This is a genomic window from Roseibium aggregatum IAM 12614, assembly GCF_000168975.1.
GTDB classification, from domain to species: Bacteria; Pseudomonadota; Alphaproteobacteria; order Rhizobiales; family Stappiaceae; genus Roseibium; species Roseibium aggregatum.
This window is the reverse complement of the sequence record NZ_AAUW01000016.1, coordinates 83,333-101,123: the sequence shown is the minus strand read 5'-3', so window position 1 is coordinate 101,123 and position 17,791 is coordinate 83,333. Positions and strand designations below refer to the sequence as shown.

The 17,791-nt window shown below is 60.9% G+C and carries 18 protein-coding genes; 4 read left to right on the top strand and 14 right to left on the bottom strand.

The window, feature by feature from the left end; all coding sequences use genetic code 11:
- Nucleotides 1–64: 64 nt before the first annotated feature.
- Together SIAM614_RS20650 and SIAM614_RS20645 are read left to right on the top strand one after the other, a co-directional pair.
- On the top strand, nt 65–967 hold the full coding sequence (locus tag SIAM614_RS20650) for a branched-chain amino acid aminotransferase (RefSeq protein WP_006937581.1): 903 nt from the start codon (nt 65–67) through the stop codon (nt 965–967).
- A gap of 13 nt (nt 968–980) precedes the next feature.
- On the top strand, nt 981–1,232 hold the full coding sequence (locus SIAM614_RS20645; RefSeq protein ID WP_006937580.1) for a hypothetical protein: 252 nt from the start codon (nt 981–983) through the stop codon (nt 1,230–1,232).
- Between the two features lie 18 nt (nt 1,233–1,250).
- On the opposite strand, the gene SIAM614_RS20640 is transcribed toward SIAM614_RS20645, so the two are convergent.
- The 14 genes from SIAM614_RS20640 to SIAM614_RS20575 all read right to left on the bottom strand — a co-directional run bounded on the left by SIAM614_RS20640 (nt 1,251) and on the right by SIAM614_RS20575 (nt 14,862).
- Nucleotides 1,251–2,558: a multidrug effflux MFS transporter gene (locus SIAM614_RS20640; protein ID WP_006937577.1), complete on the bottom strand. Its 1,308-nt coding sequence runs from the start codon at nt 2,556–2,558 to the stop codon at nt 1,251–1,253.
- 114 nt (nt 2,559–2,672) lie between these two features.
- Nucleotides 2,673–3,134 carry a molybdenum cofactor biosynthesis protein MoaE gene (locus SIAM614_RS20635; protein WP_006937573.1) on the bottom strand — a complete coding sequence of 154 codons (462 nt, stop codon included), beginning with the start codon at nt 3,132–3,134 and terminating at the stop codon, nt 2,673–2,675.
- Between the two features lie 3 nt (nt 3,135–3,137).
- Nucleotides 3,138–3,389 (bottom strand): molybdopterin converting factor subunit 1, encoded by a 252-nt coding sequence (moaD, locus tag SIAM614_RS20630; RefSeq protein WP_006937569.1) that lies wholly within the window; start codon nt 3,387–3,389, stop codon nt 3,138–3,140.
- Nucleotides 3,390–3,432: 43 nt separating this feature from the next.
- Nucleotides 3,433–4,005, bottom strand: coding sequence for a CDP-diacylglycerol--glycerol-3-phosphate 3-phosphatidyltransferase (gene pgsA / locus SIAM614_RS20625; RefSeq protein ID WP_006937567.1), 573 nt, complete (start codon nt 4,003–4,005; stop codon nt 3,433–3,435).
- Nucleotides 4,006–4,107: 102 nt separating this feature from the next.
- A complete protein-coding gene (locus SIAM614_RS20620; protein WP_006937566.1) occupies nt 4,108–4,398 on the bottom strand; it encodes an HlyU family transcriptional regulator in 291 nt (96 codons plus the stop codon).
- A gap of 186 nt (nt 4,399–4,584) precedes the next feature.
- Complete coding sequence (modA, locus tag SIAM614_RS20615) at nt 4,585–5,373, bottom strand: molybdate ABC transporter substrate-binding protein (RefSeq protein WP_006937564.1); 789 nt, start codon at nt 5,371–5,373, stop codon at nt 4,585–4,587.
- A 71-nt stretch (nt 5,374–5,444) separates the two neighbouring features.
- Nucleotides 5,445–5,816: a winged helix-turn-helix domain-containing protein gene (locus SIAM614_RS20610; RefSeq protein WP_006937557.1), complete on the bottom strand. Its 372-nt coding sequence runs from the start codon at nt 5,814–5,816 to the stop codon at nt 5,445–5,447.
- A gap of 140 nt (nt 5,817–5,956) precedes the next feature.
- Nucleotides 5,957–6,400: a large conductance mechanosensitive channel protein MscL gene (mscL, locus tag SIAM614_RS20605; RefSeq protein WP_040440698.1), complete on the bottom strand. Its 444-nt coding sequence runs from the start codon at nt 6,398–6,400 to the stop codon at nt 5,957–5,959.
- A 169-nt stretch (nt 6,401–6,569) separates the two neighbouring features.
- On the bottom strand, nt 6,570–7,148 hold the full coding sequence (locus SIAM614_RS20600) for a thymidine kinase (RefSeq protein WP_006937555.1): 579 nt from the start codon (nt 7,146–7,148) through the stop codon (nt 6,570–6,572).
- Nucleotides 7,149–7,276: 128 nt separating this feature from the next.
- Nucleotides 7,277–8,332: an endonuclease/exonuclease/phosphatase family protein gene (locus tag SIAM614_RS20595; protein WP_006937554.1), complete on the bottom strand. Its 1,056-nt coding sequence runs from the start codon at nt 8,330–8,332 to the stop codon at nt 7,277–7,279.
- Nucleotides 8,333–8,462: 130 nt separating this feature from the next.
- On the bottom strand, nt 8,463–10,022 hold the full coding sequence (locus SIAM614_RS20590) for a tetratricopeptide repeat-containing sulfotransferase family protein (RefSeq protein ID WP_006937552.1): 1,560 nt from the start codon (nt 10,020–10,022) through the stop codon (nt 8,463–8,465).
- Nucleotides 10,023–10,161: 139 nt separating this feature from the next.
- A complete protein-coding gene (locus SIAM614_RS20585; protein WP_157139989.1) occupies nt 10,162–11,718 on the bottom strand; it encodes a tetratricopeptide repeat-containing sulfotransferase family protein in 1,557 nt (518 codons plus the stop codon).
- Nucleotides 11,719–11,778: 60 nt separating this feature from the next.
- The gene (uvrC, locus tag SIAM614_RS20580) at nt 11,779–13,758 is read right to left on the bottom strand and encodes an excinuclease ABC subunit UvrC (RefSeq protein WP_006937550.1); all 1,980 of its coding nucleotides are present in this window, start codon (nt 13,756–13,758) and stop codon (nt 11,779–11,781) included.
- A 90-nt stretch (nt 13,759–13,848) separates the two neighbouring features.
- The gene (locus SIAM614_RS20575) at nt 13,849–14,862 is read right to left on the bottom strand and encodes a calcium/sodium antiporter (protein WP_006937549.1); all 1,014 of its coding nucleotides are present in this window, start codon (nt 14,860–14,862) and stop codon (nt 13,849–13,851) included.
- A 371-nt stretch (nt 14,863–15,233) separates the two neighbouring features.
- Here SIAM614_RS20575 and SIAM614_RS20570 point away from each other — a divergent pair, with 371 nt between their 5' ends.
- Both SIAM614_RS20570 and SIAM614_RS20565 read left to right on the top strand, forming a co-directional pair.
- Nucleotides 15,234–15,905, top strand: a complete 672-nt coding sequence (locus SIAM614_RS20570) for an outer membrane protein (protein ID WP_006937548.1) — start codon at nt 15,234–15,236, stop codon at nt 15,903–15,905.
- A gap of 317 nt (nt 15,906–16,222) precedes the next feature.
- The gene (locus SIAM614_RS20565) at nt 16,223–17,734 is read left to right on the top strand and encodes an efflux RND transporter periplasmic adaptor subunit (RefSeq protein ID WP_006937546.1); all 1,512 of its coding nucleotides are present in this window, start codon (nt 16,223–16,225) and stop codon (nt 17,732–17,734) included.
- The last annotated feature ends 57 nt before the right edge of the window (nt 17,735–17,791 follow it).

Sequence of the window (17,791 nt, the reverse complement as noted above, 5' to 3'; positions counted from 1 at the left end):
GTGTCATTTGCCTCTGTTGAACAGAAAACAAAAAGACGCTCATAGAGCGAGCGGGAGATGAAAGATGGCTGGAACGCCTTTTGATCAGCTCAGTGGTGATATCTGGTACGACGGCACCTTTGTGCCCTGGTCGGAAGCCAAACTGCATGTTCTCAGCCACGGACTGCATTACGGCAGCAGCGTGTTCGAAGGCGAACGTGCCTACGGCGGCCGGATCTTCAAGTCCGAAGAGCATACGGAGCGCCTGCTTGCCTCGGCGCGCATGCTCGGTTTCGAGATCCCGTACACTGCTGAACAGATCAATGCCGCCAAGGAAGAAACCCTGGCGCGCATGAACCTGACCGATGCCTATATCCGCCCAGTCGCCTGGCGCGGCAGCGAGATGATGGGTATCTCGGCTCAGCACAACACCATTCACCTGGCAATTGCCACCTGGGAATGGCCGAGCTATTTCAAGCCGGAAGAGCGGCTGAAGGGCATTCGCCTGGACATGGCCGAATACCGCCGTCCGGCACCGGCCACGGCGCCCTACAAGGCAAAGGCCGCCGGTCTCTACATGATCTGCACCATTTCCAAACACGCCGCGGAAGCCAAGGGCTACACCGATGCGCTGATGCTGGACTGGCGCGGCCAGGTTGCCGAGGCCACCGGTGCCAACGTGTTCTTCGTCAAGGACGGCAAGATCCATACGCCGACGCCGGACTGCTTCCTGAACGGCATCACCCGTCAGACGGTGATCGGCCTGGCGAAGGATCGTGGTATCGAGGTTGTCGAGCGCGTGATCATGCCGGAAGAGCTGTCGGAGTTCGAACAGTGCTTTGTCACCGGAACGGCCGCGGAAGTCACCCCGGTCTCCGAGATCGCCGGCAATACCTTTGTGGTCGGCGACATCATCAAGACCCTGATGCAGGACTATGACGCCGCCGTGCGTCCGCAGTCGCCGGCTCTGCAGGCGGCAGCGGGCTGATAGAGCCTTACTCATGGAAACGATCGGAAAGGCGGGCTTAGGCTCGCCTTTTTTGTTTGTAGCGACGTGGCTGCGTGACCTGACGCTTATCGGAAGCATCTATGAGCGGGCCCCCGTCTTTCAAGGATCGGGTGCGTTAGATCGTGGCGGGCGAGATCCGTCCCGTCAGCGCGGAAACCTGTCCCTTGCGCGAGCTGCAGGCCGCGCGGAAAAGTTTCTGGAAAAATCCTTCGTGGGGAAGATTGAGATAGATGTCGGCGCGTGAAGCGCCGGCAGGTCCTTGTTACGGCTGCGCATGCTTTTCGTGCATGGCATGGAACATCCGCCCGCGTTCAGCGTAGAGAATGCAGCCGATGGCGCACAGGCCATAGATGGTGTAGGCGAGGCCGAGCGGCTGGGTGGTGCCGTCGAAAAGCTGGCCCATGATGTAGCCCAGGATCGCGCCGCCAAGTGTCGAAATGGTGCCGATGACGGACGAGGCAGTACCGGCAATGGCACCAAGCGGTTCCATCGCCATGGCGTTGAAATTCGCTCCCAGGAAGCCGAAGCTGGTCATGATCAGCGTGGCCAGGATCATGAAGGCCCAGAAATTCTCAAGGCCGAGCGCCGCCAGAAGCCAGACGGCAAATCCGAGCGCGGTGTAGACCACCGCCGCGCCATGGGACAGTCGGCGCATGCCGATGGCTTCCACAAGTTGGGCGTTGGTGAAGGAGGCTCCGGCCATGGTGATGGCAATGGCGGCAAAGACGATCGGAAACAGGGTGCCGAGATCGAATATGTCGACGAAGATCTGCTGCGACATGGCCAGGAACGAGAACAGGCCGCCAAAAATGAAGGCCGTGCCCACGGTGTACCCAAGGCTCACCCGCGTGGTCAGCGCCGTCATATAGGCGCTTACGATGGTGGCGACCTCCATCGGCCGGCGGTTTTCGACCGCAAGGGTTTCCGGCATTCTGAGCGCAGACCAGATCATCATCGTGACACCGGAAATCAGCAAAAGCGCGAAGATCCAGTGCCAGCCGGCAATCAGGAGAACTGCCTGGCCGATGGATGGTGCGACCACCGGAACGGCCATGAACACCATCATCACCAGTGACATGACCTTGCCCATGCGCCTGCCGGTGTAGCAATCGCGGACGACCGACAGCACGGTGACACGGGCGGCCGCGCAGCCGATGCCCTGAAGCACGCGGGCAATCAGAAGCGTGTCGAGATCCATGGCGAAGATCGCACCGATACTGGCAAGGCTGTAAAGTGCGAGACCGCCGACAAGGACGCCGCGCCGTCCGAGGGCGTCGGTCACCGGGCCGAAGAAGAGCTGCGCGCCACCGAAGCCGATCAGATAGGACAGGAGCACCAGTTGGCGGTTGTTTTCCTCAACGATGTTGAGCGCATCGCCGATGGCGGGCAGGGCGGGCAGCATGACATCGATTGCCATGGCATTCAGCGCCATGATCATGGCGATGATGGCCACAAACTCGGCAAAGGGAATGCCCGGATCCCGAAGAACTTCGGAGGAAGAGCCGGAAGCGCCCTTTTCTGCCGCCGGCGTCGCAGCGGCTTTGCCAGAGGATTCACTGTCGTGTTTCACGGGGTCGGGACCAATACAAATAACGGGGCTGCCGGGGCAACCGCAAAGCTTGAGAATGGGAAAGGGGCGGCGGAGCGGCCTTTGAATCAATAGCAGACTATTCGCTTGGGCGGCTCAGGTCCAGCGTGCGGCGTCCGTGTCGTCTTCGGTTTTCGCTTCGACCCAGGCCCCACTGCCACCTTCCGCAGGGTGTTCCTTCTTCCAGAAGGGAGCGCGGGTCTTCAGGTAATCCATCAGAAAATCTGCGGCCTCGAACGCAGCCCTGCGGTGGGATGAGGCCGCGATCACCAGCACGATATTGTGACCCGGCGCGATCTTGCCAAAACGATGGATCACGGTCAGGCCTGTCAGCGGCCAGCGTGCGGCGGCTTCCCCGGCTATCCGGGTCAGTTCGGCTTCAGCCATCCCGGGGTAATGTTCCAGTTCCAGCGCTGCCAGGGTTCCGGCTTCGTCCCGGCACAGGCCGGTGAAGGTCACCAGTGCGCCAACATCCTTGCGGCCTTCCGTCAGGCGCAGGCTTTCCGCCTGAAGGTCGAAGTCTTCCGCCTGGACGCGGACAAGCGGCGTAACGGCCATCGTTCAGCCGCCTGTCATGGGCGGAAAGAAAGCAACTTCCCGGGCATTGCCGAGCACGGCGTCCGTTTCAACGTGCATCTGGTCGAGGGCGACACGGATGGCGTCCTCTTCCTCGAAAGCGGCGGCGTGGTTGTCGTCGAGCGTCTTCAGATGCGTGATCAGATCGGCCACGGTCGCGACCGATGCCGGAAGCTCGATGGTTTCCTCTTCCACGCCGACCCGTTCACGGACCCAGGCGAAATAGCGGATGTTCATGAAACCTCCAGGTGGTGTGCTGTCAGGGCCGGACCGAAGGCCCCTATTCCGTTATCAGGTGGCCGATGCCGGCGCGGAAATAATCGTAGCCCGTATATAGGGTGAGGAGTGCGGCGAGCCAAAGTGCGACGAGGCCGGTTTCCGTCGTATAGGCAAATACGGTGTCTCCCGCAGGGCCGGCCAGCAGAAAGGCGACCGCGATCAACTGAACGGTTGTCTTCCACTTGGCAAGCTTGGTCACCGGAACGCTGACCTGCAGTTCGGCCAGGAACTCGCGCAGGCCCGACACCAGAATTTCCCGGCACAGGATGATGATAGCCGCGATCATGGTCCAGCCGTAGATGGTTCCGTCGCCCGCGAGCATCAGCAGGCTGACGGACACCAGCAGCTTGTCGGCAATCGGATCGAGCATGCGCCCGAGTGCGGATTGCTGTTGCCAGGCCCGCGCCAGATAACCGTCGAAGAAGTCGGTGATTGCCGCCAGAACGAAAATGGCAAGCGCGACCCAGCGGGCTGTGTTGCCTTCGAAATAGAAACAGACCGCAACCGCAGGAACCGCCAATATGCGCCCATAGGTCAGGAGATTGGGCAGGCTCAGGACAATATTTCGTTTCATGTCGGCTTTCAGATTTCGGGGAGATCCCGGCGACAAGGCTCCGCAAGACACCGAGCGGCAGCACCTGGAACGTCTGTCCCCAAAGATGGTCCGGTTTTCAGGTCAATCGAATATGCTATCGCCTACCTGGTCAATCATCATTTTCGCTTTACGGATCATCTCGTTCTTCGCGCCTTCCTCATCCGGCAGCGTATCGGCGCGGATGAAGGTGTGAACCTTGGTCGTGTCACCGACCTGTTTTTCAATGCGCCCGCAGACCTGCCACTGGCCGTTCGCCTGCTGAGGCTCCGCGACGATCAGATAGCCGTCGTAGTCTACCGTCGTTGCCTTCGACGCGCTTTTGCCACCGTCTCCGGAAGAGCCGAAAAGGGATTTGAACATCTTGCCGAGCATCTGAGGCCTCAATCCGTTTCATTTGCCCCCTTTTACGAGGGGCGGGGGAGCGCTTCAAGGGGAGAGGCAGCTGAAGCTTGCGGGAAATTGCATTCTCCGGGGCGAGGGAGCAGTGCAGGGGCAACCCGAAAGCCCATCAAGTGGCGGGTGGTGGCTGCAATTTCCGGCAGTGATCTTCAGGAAAGATTAGCGAGCGAGTACCACGAACCCCTGACGTTCGAAGGCTTCGCGCGCGTCCGGTCCCTGGAGATAGGCGAGAAACTCCGCTTCGGCAGGAACATCGCGATTGGCGAGATCTGCCACGGGATAGACGATGGGCGGATGGCTGTCTGCCGGGAAGGTTCCGACGACAGTCACGTTGTCCTCGGCTACGGCGTCCGTGGCATAGACGATGCCGTAGGGGGCTTCGCCCGTGGCGACCAGCGCGAGTGCGGAGCGAACATTGTCGGATTGTGCGATCCGGGGCTCCGCTGCGTCCCACAGCCCGAGGCTTTGCAGCGCCGCCTTGCCGTAAATGCCTGCGGGGACCGCATCGACCAGCGCCATGGCAAGGCGGTTGTCGCCGAGAAGGCCTGCGAGGTCCAGGTCAGTCATATCGAGCGGTTGAGCCTCCCGGCCATGGGCGATCAGGACGAGGGCATTGTTCAGAAGGTCGAACCGGCTGCCGGGCTCCAGAAGGCCGTCCTTCTCAAGCACATCCATCCAGTCCGGGTTGGCCGAAATGAAGATATCCGCCGGTGCACCCTGCTGGATCTGCCGTGCCAGCGCCGAGGAACCGGCCAGTGAAATCACCAGATCGTGTCCAGTGGCGGCTTCGAAATGCTGTTCGATTTCATTGAGCGCGTCGGCCAGACTTGCTGCTGCGAAAACCGTGATCTCGTCTGCCGCCGCTTCAGTCGGCAGGACCGGAAGGTTTGCAAGGAAGGCCGCGGCGGTCAGGGAACGAAGGCGGGCGTTGAGACAGAACTTGAACATGCAGCAGGGTCCTCGAGCGTGCGATATGTTTCCTCGGAAATATCGCCGTCAAACACTCCAAAAGGCAAGCGTTATTTTCCGCTGGATATATCGCTCAGCAGCGTCTTCAGTTTTTCGATATGCGGATCTCCTGCGGCACGCGCCTTCAGTTCGATCGCGCGATACTCCTCGAGAACGGCCAGTCCTGTCTCGGTTACCTGTGCCCCTCCGCCTTTCGCTCCGCCGCGGCTGCGTTCCACCAGAGGGGAGCGGAACATGGCGTTCAGGGTCTCTACAAGCTGCCAGGCCCGTTTGTAGCTCATGCCCATCTCGCGGCCCGCTGCGGCTATCGATCCGGTGCGCTGGATGCGTTCCAGCAGCTCCGCCTTGCCGGGGCCCATCATCTCGTCAGGTCCGAATACGAGGCGAATGCGGAACAGGGGACTGCTGTCTTCGTCTTTCATGCGCCGATATTGACCTTGCCGACCGCGCCGGGACAAGGCGTAAATTGCGGTTACGCCGGATTGTCCCTTCATGGAATAGAACCGACCGCCTGGGGTCGAAGGCACGGTCAATCGCGAACAGGTGCCTGGTACGTCCGCTCTCAGGCCTGAGACTTGGCCGACTTCAGCTCGTCGCGGATCTCGATCAGGACGTCGATTTCCGACGGACCGCTCTTGACCTCCGGCTCGACGTCGTCCGGCTTTTCCGCCATGGATCTGATCCGGTTGACCGACTTCACAAGCATGAAGACGACAAACGCGATGATCAGGAAGTTGATGCAGGAAGTGAGGAACGCGCCGTAGGCAAACACGGCCGCACCGCTTTCGCGAGCGGCGGCAAGGCCGGTTCCCGCAGGAACGTCGCCGGACAGAACGACATACATCGACGTGAAATCGATACCGCCGATGATGAGCCCGACTATCGGGTTGATCAGATCGTTGACCAGGCTCGTGACGATGGCGGTGAAGGCGGCGCCGATGATGATACCGACGGCAAGGTCCATGACGTTGCCCTTGGCGATAAAGTCCCGAAATTCCTTGATCATGTCCAAACCCCAAAAGTCTTCAGATCACTGACCAGAGTGTACGCGGCAACACCTTCATCGAATTGAGGGTGACCGGGTATCTTGTCAGAAAATCTGATAATCCTGCTCTGAGGGGCTTTGTCCATCACAAAGTGCGTGCGTGGAGGAGCGTCAGGCCAGACGTCGGCGTTCAGCCCAGCTTCCTATCCGTCCAGTGACGGCGGCAGAGCGAGACGTATTTGTCGTTGCCGCCGATGACGACCTGGTCGCCTTCCTCAACGATCTTGCCGTCCGCATCCAGACGCGCAACCATGGTGGCCTTGCGCCCGCACCAGCAGATAGTCTTGATTTCCTTCAGATTATCGGCAAGTGCCAGCAAAGCGGCGCTGCCGGGAAACAGCTTTCCCTGAAAATCCGTTCTGAGACCGAAGCACATCACCGGAATACGCAGCATGTCGGCCACGCGGGCGAGCTGCCAGACCTGGTCTTCCGTCAGAAACTGGGCTTCGTCTACGAAGACCGCATCGACCTTCTGCGCTTCGTTGGCACGCAGGATGTGTTCGAAGACATTGTCGGACGAGTTGAAGACATCGGCATCCGCTCCCAGCCCGATGCGAGAGGCAATCCGCCCCTTGCCGGCCCGGTCGTCAAACGCGGCGATCAGGAGCAGGGTGTTCATCCCGCGCTCCTCGTAGTTATAGGCAGCCTGCAACAGCACAGTCGACTTGCCGGCGTTCATCGAGGAGTAGTTGAAATAGAGCTTGGCCATGCGGAACTTTGGGAATCGGTCTTGAAGTTGTGGGCAGTTTTCAGGAAACCACCCGAAGCCTCAAACACTTTCCGGTTGAAGTCACAGCCAATGACTCAATTTCAGGTGCCGGGATCCGTTTGCCGAATTCAGTTGACTGGCGTCTGGGCGATCTCAACGATCAGCGGCAGATGATCGGAACCGATATCGGGGCCAAGAGAAACGTTGACGATCTGAATGTCCCTGGAGACGGCAAACTGGTCCACAGGCGCACCCAGTATCCAGTGCAGGCTGTAGTCGAAGAAGAAGCGTGTCGTCTGCGGCCAGCCATCCGGATAGGCGGTCTTCAGCCCGTTGCGTTCCAGTGTCTGCTGAAACCGTGCAGACCAGGGCGAACTGTTCCAGTCGCCAATCGCCAGAATGTTGCTGCCGTTGCCGGCCTTCAGGGTGTCGATGACAGCGTCGGCCTCATCGAAATAGCGGCGCTTGTTTTCCCAGCGGATCTCCGAGCGCGGGCTGTCGGGATGGATGACCAGCAGATGCAAAGGCGCAGCCCCCGTGTCGAGGGAGAGAGACAGAAGCTCCCTGTCGCCGTCATAATAGACGTTGGCGCCGGAAGGCACATCGCCGGAGATGACGCGGGTCTCTTCTTCCGACAGCGGAAAGCGGGAGTAGACGGCAAGACCGCCGAGATCGCCCACCTTCCGATAGTCTGGGAATCCGTTCTTGCCCGCCCCGCCGACCGGCAGGCCGAGGCGCTGCCAGCGGCGTTCCTGCAGCCACCACAGCACTTCCTGGAAGACGACGACGTCCGGCTGCTCCTTTTCCAGAAAGGCCTGCAAGACCTTGTCACCCAGAAACAGATGTTCGAGATTGATCGAGACGACCTTGAGCGGGCGGTCCCCCGGTGCTGCCGGCCCGAGGGGCTTGGTGTTGGCAAGGGTGCGCGCGCCTGTCAGCCCGGCAAGGCTGAGAAAGGCGGCCAGAGCCAAGACCCAGGTTACCCGGTAGATCAGACGGAGACGGTGCCGGACCAGGAAACCGGCCGCACCGGCCAGACAGCCTGCGAAGCCGGCGGCCAGAAACTGCCGCAGGAAGAAGCTCATGTTGTCTGCAAACCAGACGTCAGGCGCCAGAAACGCCAGCAGACCCAGCACGCTGACCGCAATGGCGCCTAGGCTGCCGCACCACCCGATCAGGGACAATGCGCTGTGGATCCGGGAACGCGGTTTAGCCTGGGGCTTTCGAAACATGGCAGCCTGGGTCCGATTTCTTGAGTAGGCGGCTGTGCTTAGCACGGACTGCGCAATAGGTGCGACCTGTTTTGCCGCAAAGTCAGGTTCCCTTGGCCTCGAGCACTGCCAGAAGCGGCCGGATATGCGCTTGATAAGCCTTCCAGCGGTCGACGGAAGAGCCATAGACCGGACGGCGTGCCTGCTCGCGGCTGAAGGTGAAGATCTGGGTGGTCTCGTCAGGGGGTGTCAGGCAGTCGTCGTCCCAGTCCAGGCCGGTGTGGGTTATCAATGCCCGGCTTTCCGCTTCCGTGTCGCTCACCAGGCTTTCATAGGACTGATGCCTCAAGGCAACCGGCAGAACCTCTGACCAATGGGCCATCAGAGCGAAGTAGTGATTGAAATAACCGCCAAGCGAGGTCTGGCTTTCATTGTAGGAATGGTGCGGCGGAAGCGGTGTCATGTAGATCGAAAGACAGGTGTCTTCCGCACTCCGCGTCACATGCACGAAGCTGGCCTTCGGGAAAAGAAGGGCGAGAAGCCAGAGGTTTTCGAAGTTGTGGGGCATCTTGTCGATCACGCGGTGCGCTCTCTTGTCGATATCCTCCAGATGGGTGAGATAATGGCGGCCGATGCGCTGAGCCTCCTGCCGTTTCATCTGACGGGCTGCCTCGAAAAGGTGCGGGCCGTGTATTTGGCCGGACGTCAGTTTGTGGATCCGATCCGGGATGAACTGAAGCTCGCCTGCGGCCCGGGCTGCCGGATGCCGGCCGATGATCCGCTCGACAAGGGTCGTGCCCGAGCGGGGCATGCCGAACACGAAAACCGGTCTGTCGCTTGAAAGCGCCCAGTCCTCCCGCTGCTTGAAGAAGTCCCGGTTAAAGACGGTTTTACACGTTTCCACGAAGGTTTTTTGGACCTCCGGGTCGTGAGCGGGATAAAGGCCTGTCCGGTAATTGTCGAAGAAGGAGAATGCCTTGTCGATGTCCGCTGCCGCATCGCAGATCTTGCCTGCGGCAAAGGCAAGACGGGTGACCTCAGGGGAGGCTGTGCCTTCAGGTAATTCCGAAAGATGCCGTTCAATCCCGTCAAGGACCTTCGCTCTCAGGGTTTCGTCCTGAACCTCGGCGGCCGCGGTCAGGATTGCAGGATCGGACGGTGCCTGGGAAAGGGCGGTGCGAATATGGCTTTCGGCGAGCTCCCGATTGCCAAGCGTCATTTCCAGTTCGAACAGGCCGAGGTGGGCGCGCGGCGACTTCGGATCGGCCTTGAGCGCCTGCGCGAAGGCCTGTCGGGCAGGTCCGGAGCGTCGAAGGTCGGCATAGACCTCGCCCAGGACGCGATGCGCGTATTCCGATCCCGGGGCGAGGGACGCTCCTTTTCGAGCGTGCGGCAAGGCTTCCTCGCTGCGCCTCTCGATGTTGAGCGCACTTGCAAGCGTGGTGTGCACCACCGCATCCTTTTTCGCGAATTTTGCGGCTTTTTCCAGATGAGGGATCGCCGCCGCTGTCTCGCCGAAGGAAAGGCAGGCGACGCCCAGGCCATAGCGTGCGCGGGCGTTGTGCGGCTCTTTCGCAAGCAAAGCCTGAAGCAGCGCCTGCGCACGGCTGAACTGTCCGGCTTGAAGAAGAGCAAAAGCTTGATCGGTGGGATCTGCGTGCATCTTGGTCCGGTGGTTTGCACCGCGCAGGCGGCTGGAATCGCGAACGCACCCGTTTCCTGAACGACGCAAAAGGCGTGCCGGGTGCCGGTTTGTCGCTACAGCTTGTGATAAACCAGCCAGAAGATGCAACCCTTCGGTGTCAGGTTTCGATCCCTGCAAGTCCCTCCAGAAGCGGACCGATATGGTCCCGGTATTTTTCGAAGCGGTTCACGGCCCCGGTGTGAATGGGTTGCCTGACCTGAGCCATGGAGAAGGTAAAGACCTGCGCCTCGTTCGCTTCGTGATGGCGGCAGGCATCGTCCCAGGCCAACCCGGTGTGGGCGATCAGGGCCGGGCGTTCCTGGTCCGGGTCGTTTACCAGGGCTTCGTAGGACTGGTCGCGGATCGTGACCGGCAGAACATCCCTCCAGTGCGTCATCAGTTTCCTGTACTGCCCGAAGTAGTGGGCGAGCGATTGCTGGCTTTCACAGTAACCGTGCTTGCCGGGCAGAGGCGTCATGTAGATCGAGACGCAGGTATCGGCCGGGTTGCGGCTGACATGGCAGAAATGCGCGTTCGGAAACAGGAGAGCGATCAACCAGAGATGCTCGAAATTCTGAGGCATCTTGTCGATCACACGGGCACTCTTCTTGCTGAAACCCTCGAGCAATGTCAGGTACTTGCGGCCGATGCGCTGGGCGGTCTTGCGATCCAGTGCCATGGCGGCGTCAAAGAGGGCGGTGTCGCCGGTGTGGCCCGTCGTCAGATCGCCGATCTGCTCGTCAAAGAAGCTCAGTTCACCCGCAGCCGTTGCCTTCGGGTGGGCGGACAGGATGGCCTCCACCAGCGATGTGCCCGAGCGTGGCATGCCGAAGACAAAGACAGGTCTGTCGCTGGTAAGGGCGAAGTCCTTGCGGTCCTCGAAGAACTGTTTTGAAAAGACCTTCTGGCAGGTTTCGACATGGCGTTCCTGCCGGCCGGCATCATAGTGGCCGTAAAGCTCGCTCCGATGCAGGCCGAGATAGTGAAAGGCCTTGGGAATGTCGCCGCTGTCGTCGCAGATCTTGCCGGCGGTGAAGGCAAGCCTTGCCCGCTCGACCTTGGCCATCGGCCGGTCTGCATCGTCCAGAAGGGGCTCGATCTTTTCCAACGCTTCCTGTTTCAAGCCAATGTCGGAGAGGTCCCTTGCGCTGATGAGAACGGAAGGTTCTTCGGGGGCAAGCTCCAGCGCGCGCCGGAAATGGGTTTCGGCCTCGTCCATCTTGCCCAGCGAAACCTTCAGCCGCGAGAGCGCCAGATGCGCGATGGCCGATGCTTCGTTGATGGCAAGTGCGTTTTGGAAGGCATGCTCGGCCATGACGGGCCGCCGCAGCCTGGCGTAGATCTCGCCCAGTGTGCGGTGGGCGAATTCGGACTTGCCGTCGAGGGCGACCGCCTTGCGCGCATGGGGGAGGGCTTCCTCGAAACGGTTGTCGAGGGTGAGTGCATCCGCCAGTGTCGCGAAAATCACGGCTTCTTTCTTGGCGACTTTCGCGGCGGCCTGAAGATGATCGATTGCCCGGGCTGCGTGTCCGTGGGTCAGATAGATGACACCTAGCCAGTGGTTGACCTGCGGATCGCGCGGATTGGCTGCATTGAGATCGGTCAGGATCTCCAGCGCCATGCCGTAATCCTTCGCGTCGATGCACCGAAGCGCGGCTTCCAACGGGTTTGACACTCTCAGGCTTCCTTGGCTTTGGCGAAATCTTTGGCCGGGCGGAAAGGCCGGCGCGGCGTCCTATTCATGAAAATGGTCATAGACCAGTTTGGCAATCGCTTCGGAAATGCCGGGCACGGCGGCCAGATCGTCGACCCCCGCCTTGGAGACGGCCTTGGCCGTGCCGAAGTGGCGCAGCAAGGCCTTTTTGCGTGTCGGGCCCACACCTGCGATCTCATCCAGCGGGTTCCTGGTGATGTCCTTCTTGCGGCGGGCCCGGTGGCTGCCGATGGCAAAGCGGTGCGCTTCGTCGCGCAGGCGTTGCACGAAATAGAGAACCGGGTCGCGCTCGGGCAGCATGAAGGACTGCCGGCCGGGGATGAAGAATTTCTCCCGTCCGGCATCCCGGTCGGGCCCCTTGGCGATGCCGACGAGCGGCACATCCGTGATGCCCAGGCTTTCCAGCGTTTCGCGCGCCGCGGTCAACTGGCCCTGACCACCGTCGATGAGCACCAGTTCCGGCCAGGCCGGTACGCCGGTATCGGTGGGAACGGCTTCCAGATCGCTTGCATCGGCGTCTTCGAGGGTGGGGTCATCCGCCTGTGGCTTGCTGTCTTCGCGGGCGTGTTCCTTCAACAGCCTCGAGAACCGCCGGGTCAGCACTTCGCGCATCATGCCGTAGTCGTCTCCGGGGACAAGATCTTCCGACTTGATGTTGAACTTGCGGTACTGACCCTTGGCGAAGCCTTCCAGGCCGGCGACGATCATGCCGCCGACAGCATTGGTGCCCATGATGTGGGAGTTGTCGTAAACCTCGATCCGTCGCGGCGGTTGAGCGAGGTCGAATGCTTCCGCGACGCCTTTCAGCAGACGCGCCTGGCTGGAGGTTTCCGCCAGCCTGCGGCCAAGCGCTTCGCGTGCATTGGTGAGCGCGTGGTCGACCAGTTCTTTCTTTTCCCCGCGTTTGGGGCAGGCGACATCGACCTTGCGGCCCGTCCTTTCGGTGAGAGCCTGTGCGAGCAGGTCCTGTTCGCTCAGTTCGTGGGACAGCAGGATCTGCCGCGGCGCGGGCTTGTCGTCATAGAACTGCGCCAGAAAGCTTTCCAGAATATCGGCTTCCTCAAAGGACTTGTCGGCCTTGGGGAAATAGGCCCGGTTGCCCCAGTTCTGGCCGGTGCGGAAGAAGAACACCTGCACGCAGGTCTGGCCGCCTTCCTGGTGGATGGCGAAGACATCGGCTTCCTCGACCGATTGCGGGTTGATGCCCTGATGCGCCTGAATGTGCGACAGTGCCGACAGGCGGTCGCGGTAGATGGCGGCGCGCTCGAACTCCAGATCGGCGGAGGCGGCTTCCATCTGCTTTGCAAGCTGGGTCTTGATCAACTGACTGCGGCCGGACAGGAAGGCCTTGGCTTCCGACACCAGGCCGGCATAATCCGCCGGATCGATTTCTCCGGTGCAGGGGCCTGCACAGCGCTTGATCTGATACTGCAGGCAGGGGCGGGAACGGTTCTCGTAGTAGCTGTCCGAACAGGTGCGGATCAGGAAGGCTTTCTGGAGCGCGTTGATGGTGCGGTCGACAGCGCCTGCGGAGGCAAAGGGGCCGAAGTAGTCGCCCTTGCGCTTGCGCGCGCCGCGGTGCTTGACGATCGCGGGCGATTCATGGTCGCCGGTCACCAGAATATAGGGAAAGGACTTGTCGTCGCGCAGCAGCACGTTGAACCGTGGCCGCAGACGCTTGATCAGGTTGGCTTCCAGAAGCAGGGCTTCCGGCTCTGTCTGCGTGACGACGAATTCCATCGCCGCCGTCGCCAGGATCATGCGCATGATCCGGTTGGACTGGCCCTGCAGGCGCGTGTAGCTGGTAACCCGCTTCTTGAGGCTGCGCGCCTTGCCGACGTAGAGAACCTCGCCGTTCTCGTCCAGCATCCGGTAGACGCCCGGCCCATTGGGCAGGCGCTTGACCTCGTCGGCAATGACCTCGACGCCCTTGCGTGCGGGGGCTTTGCCGGTCTCCGGCGCTGCTACGGCGCTTTTTTCAGAATCAGTATCGTCCTGCATGCCAGACATTTAAGCCGCGCAAGGCCATAGGGAAAGAGGCGGGCGCAGCGAAGCGGGGCTCTGCTGCCAACCAGGCTGCAAAAAGGGCTTTCAGGAGGTGTGCCCCAGCACATAAACGGTGGCGATATAGGCGCAATAGGCCGTCGTCATGACAGCGCCGGAGACGCGACCAAGGCAGATGCGCATTCCGGCCAGGATTGTCAGCAGGATCGCACAGGCCAGCATCACCCAGATATCCAGCTTGAGAACTTCCTGTGGCACGTCGATGGGAACGATGACCGCGGTGATGCCGATGATCGCAAGAAGATTGAAGACGTTGGAGCCGATGACGTTGCCGATGGCGACGGCGCCATGCTGACGGATGGCCGCCATGACGGTGGTGGCCAGCTCCGGCAGGGACGTGCCGAGCGCGATGACCGTCAGGCCGATCACGGCTTCACTGACGCCCCAGGAGGTTGCGATCGACGTTGCCCCGCTGATGGTGAAATGTGCACCGAGCGGCAGGCCAACCAGGCCGAGCACGATATAGGCCAGCGCGATCCAGATGGAGTCCGGAACGTCCTCGACATCGTCCAGGCCGTCGTCGTCTTCCACCTCGATTTCAGCGGCCGCAGCACCTGCGGAGGCCGCGGCAATCGCCTTTTGCTCTTTTCTGTGCTTGCGCGCCATCATCGTTGAGGCTGCGAGGAAGACACCGAGCAGTGCCAGAAGAATGACCCCGGCCGTGAGGCCGATAGGGATGAAGAAACAAAGCGCCATGAAAACGACGGTGACGGCCACCATGAACAGTGCGTTGCGCGTTGCCCCGGTTTCACCGCATGGCGTTGCCGCGATCAGCGCGGGCATGCCCAGAACCAGAAGCACATTGGCGATGTTGGAGCCGACCACGTTGCCGATGGCGATGCCGCCGGCACCTTCCAAGGCCGCTTTCAGGGAAATGACGAGTTCGGGAGCCGATGTGCCGAAGGCGACGATGGTCAGGCCGATGACCAGATTGGGAATACCGAGACGCTGGGCAATTCCGACAGAACCCCTGACCAAGACATCGCCGGCGATAATCAGAACAACAAGTCCGCCTGCGAGGCTTATGTAGTCAAAGAGCATTTACGAAATTCCGGTTCGGGTCAGGTTCAGTCGTCAAAGGCGGCTTCAATGTGGCAGCGCCAAAGTTCAACTTGGCGCCTTATACGCAATAGATCGGTGAGGGGAAAGCCGCGGACAAGGATCTTTCTACCGGCCAAATGGGGTTTGTGAATGCAAATTGCAATTGTCTTTACGGGTCTTTCATCCTGTCAGAATGTTGCCTCCATTCGTCATCAAAACTCCCCATTCTCAATCCTGATCCGCCACAAACGATCTCCATATCTTTGTGATGGGGGAGAGTGAGGGCGCGGCTATTGTCCCGTCCAACTCGCACATGGCCGGCTGATTACCGGCCTAAGCACTAATGGATAAAGTGGATCTGGAGTACTCAAATGAAACGTCTTGCACTTGCTGGCATGGCCCTGACAGCTGCGGCAACCGCATCGGCGCCTGTTCTGGCTGCGGATCTGCCGCAGTCGCCGGCACCGGCCTATGAGGCGGTTCCGGCTCCGCAGCAAAGCATCGATTGGACCGGCCTTTATGTCGGCGGCAATCTCGGCTGGGCGTTCGGCCAATTCGACAACAAGGCCGGCAACAACACCGGGCTTGGAGTGGATGCCAACGGCATCGCCGGCGGTCTTTATACCGGTTACAATTTCCAGGTAACGCCGAACATTGTCGTCGGCGCGGAAGCCGACTTCAGCCTGACCGACCTGGAAAAATCCAAGTCCAACGGCGGCTTGACCCTTCGGTCCAAGTCTGACTGGAACTCCAATTTCCGTGGCCGTGTCGGTTACGCCTTCGACCGTTACCTGGTCTATGGCGCCGGCGGTCTGGCGATTGCCGACCTGGAAGTTTCCGGCAATGGCGATACCGACAGCAAAACGGCCCTCGGCTGGACGCTGGGTGCAGGTGGCGAAGCGGCCATCACCAACAACGTTACCGCCAAGCTGGAATACGTCTACCAGGACTTCGGCGAACAGGATTTCAACCTGAACGGAACCGGCGTGAGCTCGGATTTCAACAACTCTCAGGTTCGTATGGGTATCGGCTACAAGTTCTAAGCCAGCCCTCATCCGATGCGGAAAAACCCGGTACCGAAAGGTGCCGGGTTTTTTCATGCCTGCCTTGTGACTGGACTTTCATGAGTGGACTTTGATGAGCAGTCTTTGGTGTGGGGCTTTTGGGGCTGCGGCAAAGCGAAGCTGCTGAAAGCCGGGCATGTCCGCTTTCTGCTGATGGCGGTTCGGCACGATACAAGTCGTTACAAGCTTTTCCGAATTTCGCCCCAGTACCGTGCTAGGGATGGCATCTGACGTAAAGTGCCGGTGCTTTGGGCGTTCCGTTCTGCCCGCTGCCCGGCCTTCAGGTGGAGAGGCGAATGCGGTTTCTGATGCGCGGACTTGCCGGTCTGGCATTGATGGCGATCATGATCGGCTTTGCCGGTTTCGGGGGGTATCGTCTTTACGATGCGATGACGACGGAAGAGACCACGCAGAGCCGGCCCGCCCGGGAGCGCAGCTATTCGGTGAATGTCGCCGAGCTGACACCGCAAACGGTGACGCCGGTCACGACCGCCTACGGCCAAGTGGAAAGCTGGCGCACGCTGGAACTGAGGGCGAGTTCCGAAGGCCGACTTGTGGAGGTTGCCTCCAAGTTTCGCGATGGGGCCGCTGTCGCCAAGGGCGAACTGCTGCTCAGGATCGATCCGGCCAATGCGGAATTTCAGATGCTGGACGCGGAGGCGGCCCTGGCTGATGCCGAAGCTCAGAAAGCGGAGGCCGAGGAAGCCATTGTCGGGGCGGAGCAGGAGCTGGAAGCAGCTCGCCGCCAGCTTGATCTGCGCAAACAGGCGCTCGAACGCCAGCAGCAACTGAGGGACAAGGGCTATTCCACGGCCGTGCAGGTTGAGACCGAGGAACTGGCCGTCGCCTCACTGGAACAATCGCTCAGCAACCGTCTGCAATCGGTCATCACAGCGCGCAAGCGTATCGAGCGCATGGACCTGACGGTCAAGCGCGCCCGGCTTGCGCTGGACGATGCCAGGCGCACCCTGGAAGAAATCACTCTGACGGCTCCCTTCAGCGGTTACCTGTCGGAAGTCAACGCCACGCTGGGGCGACGCGTCGGCTCCTCCGAAACCCTTGCTCTTCTGATCGATCCGGCGGCGCTTGAAGTCCGCTTTTCCCTGTCGACCGACGAGTTCTCGCGGTTGCTGGATGCCAGTGGCAATCTGGTGAAGGCGCCCGTGACCGCGATCCTGCAACTGGGCAGCCGTTCCATCGAGGTTCCGGGCTCCATCGACAGGGCCGCGGCCGTCGTTTCCGAAGGTGAGGCCGGACGGATGCTGTTTGCGACGCTCGATCTGGAGCCCGGTACGGTTCTGCGGCCGGGCGATTTCGTGAAGGTTGAAGTGCGCGAGCCGGAGCTTACCCGTGTTGCCCTGGTTCCTTCGTCGGCCGTAACGGAAGACGGCCGCATGCTGATTGTCGGCGACGGCGAGCGGATCGAGGAAATCAAGGCGACGATCCTGCGCCGGATGGGCGATGACGTGATTGTGGCCAATGTGCCCTTCGGGGCCGATTATGTGCGCGAACGCCTGCCGCAGCTCGGCACCGGGCTCAAGGTTTCGCCAAGGCGCAACACTGGCGGGCAGGATATCCCGCAGACGGACGAACCGGCGACTGTGCAAGTGCCGGAAGCTGGCGAAACGCGCCTTTCCGGCGATCTGGTGGCGCTGGAGCCGGAGCGGCGCGCAGCCCTGATCGATCAGTTGAACAGGTCCGACATGCCGGAAAACCGCAAGGCGAGGCTGCTTGCCCTTCTGAACAAGCCGATGGTGCCGAAAGAGCTGATCGAACGGCTGGAGCACGGGGGCGGAAACAGCGGCTGACCAGAGCTGACGTCTTTCGTCCCGTCCCGCCCGATATCCTGATTGGAGTGTCCCGAC

What these genes read in the sequence shown, in the direction of transcription:
- SIAM614_RS20610 (WP_006937557.1), bottom strand. Translation starts at nt 5,816, where the DNA reads ATGAAAGACGAAGACAGCAGTCCCCTGTTCCGCATTCGCCTCGTATTC.
- SIAM614_RS20620 (WP_006937566.1), bottom strand. Translation starts at nt 4,398, where the DNA reads ATGCTCGGCAAGATGTTCAAATCCCTTTTCGGCTCTTCCGGAGACGGT.
- uvrC (WP_006937550.1), bottom strand. Translation starts at nt 13,758, where the DNA reads ATGCAGGACGATACTGATTCTGAAAAAAGCGCCGTAGCAGCGCCGGAG.
- SIAM614_RS20565 (WP_006937546.1), top strand. Translation starts at nt 16,223, where the DNA reads ATGCGGTTTCTGATGCGCGGACTTGCCGGTCTGGCATTGATGGCGATC.
- SIAM614_RS20650 (WP_006937581.1), top strand. Translation starts at nt 65, where the DNA reads ATGGCTGGAACGCCTTTTGATCAGCTCAGTGGTGATATCTGGTACGAC.
- SIAM614_RS20575 (WP_006937549.1), bottom strand. Translation starts at nt 14,862, where the DNA reads ATGCTCTTTGACTACATAAGCCTCGCAGGCGGACTTGTTGTTCTGATT.
- SIAM614_RS20600 (WP_006937555.1), bottom strand. Translation starts at nt 7,148, where the DNA reads ATGGCCAAGCTCTATTTCAACTACTCCTCGATGAACGCCGGCAAGTCG.
- modA (WP_006937564.1), bottom strand. Translation starts at nt 5,373, where the DNA reads ATGTTCAAGTTCTGTCTCAACGCCCGCCTTCGTTCCCTGACCGCCGCG.
- moaD (WP_006937569.1), bottom strand. Translation starts at nt 3,389, where the DNA reads ATGAACATCCGCTATTTCGCCTGGGTCCGTGAACGGGTCGGCGTGGAA.
- pgsA (WP_006937567.1), bottom strand. Translation starts at nt 4,005, where the DNA reads ATGAAACGAAATATTGTCCTGAGCCTGCCCAATCTCCTGACCTATGGG.
- SIAM614_RS20590 (WP_006937552.1), bottom strand. Translation starts at nt 10,022, where the DNA reads ATGCACGCAGATCCCACCGATCAAGCTTTTGCTCTTCTTCAAGCCGGA.
- SIAM614_RS20645 (WP_006937580.1), top strand. Translation starts at nt 981, where the DNA reads ATGGAAACGATCGGAAAGGCGGGCTTAGGCTCGCCTTTTTTGTTTGTA.
- SIAM614_RS20635 (WP_006937573.1), bottom strand. Translation starts at nt 3,134, where the DNA reads ATGGCCGTTACGCCGCTTGTCCGCGTCCAGGCGGAAGACTTCGACCTT.
- mscL (WP_040440698.1), bottom strand. Translation starts at nt 6,400, where the DNA reads ATGATCAAGGAATTTCGGGACTTTATCGCCAAGGGCAACGTCATGGAC.
- SIAM614_RS20570 (WP_006937548.1), top strand. Translation starts at nt 15,234, where the DNA reads ATGAAACGTCTTGCACTTGCTGGCATGGCCCTGACAGCTGCGGCAACC.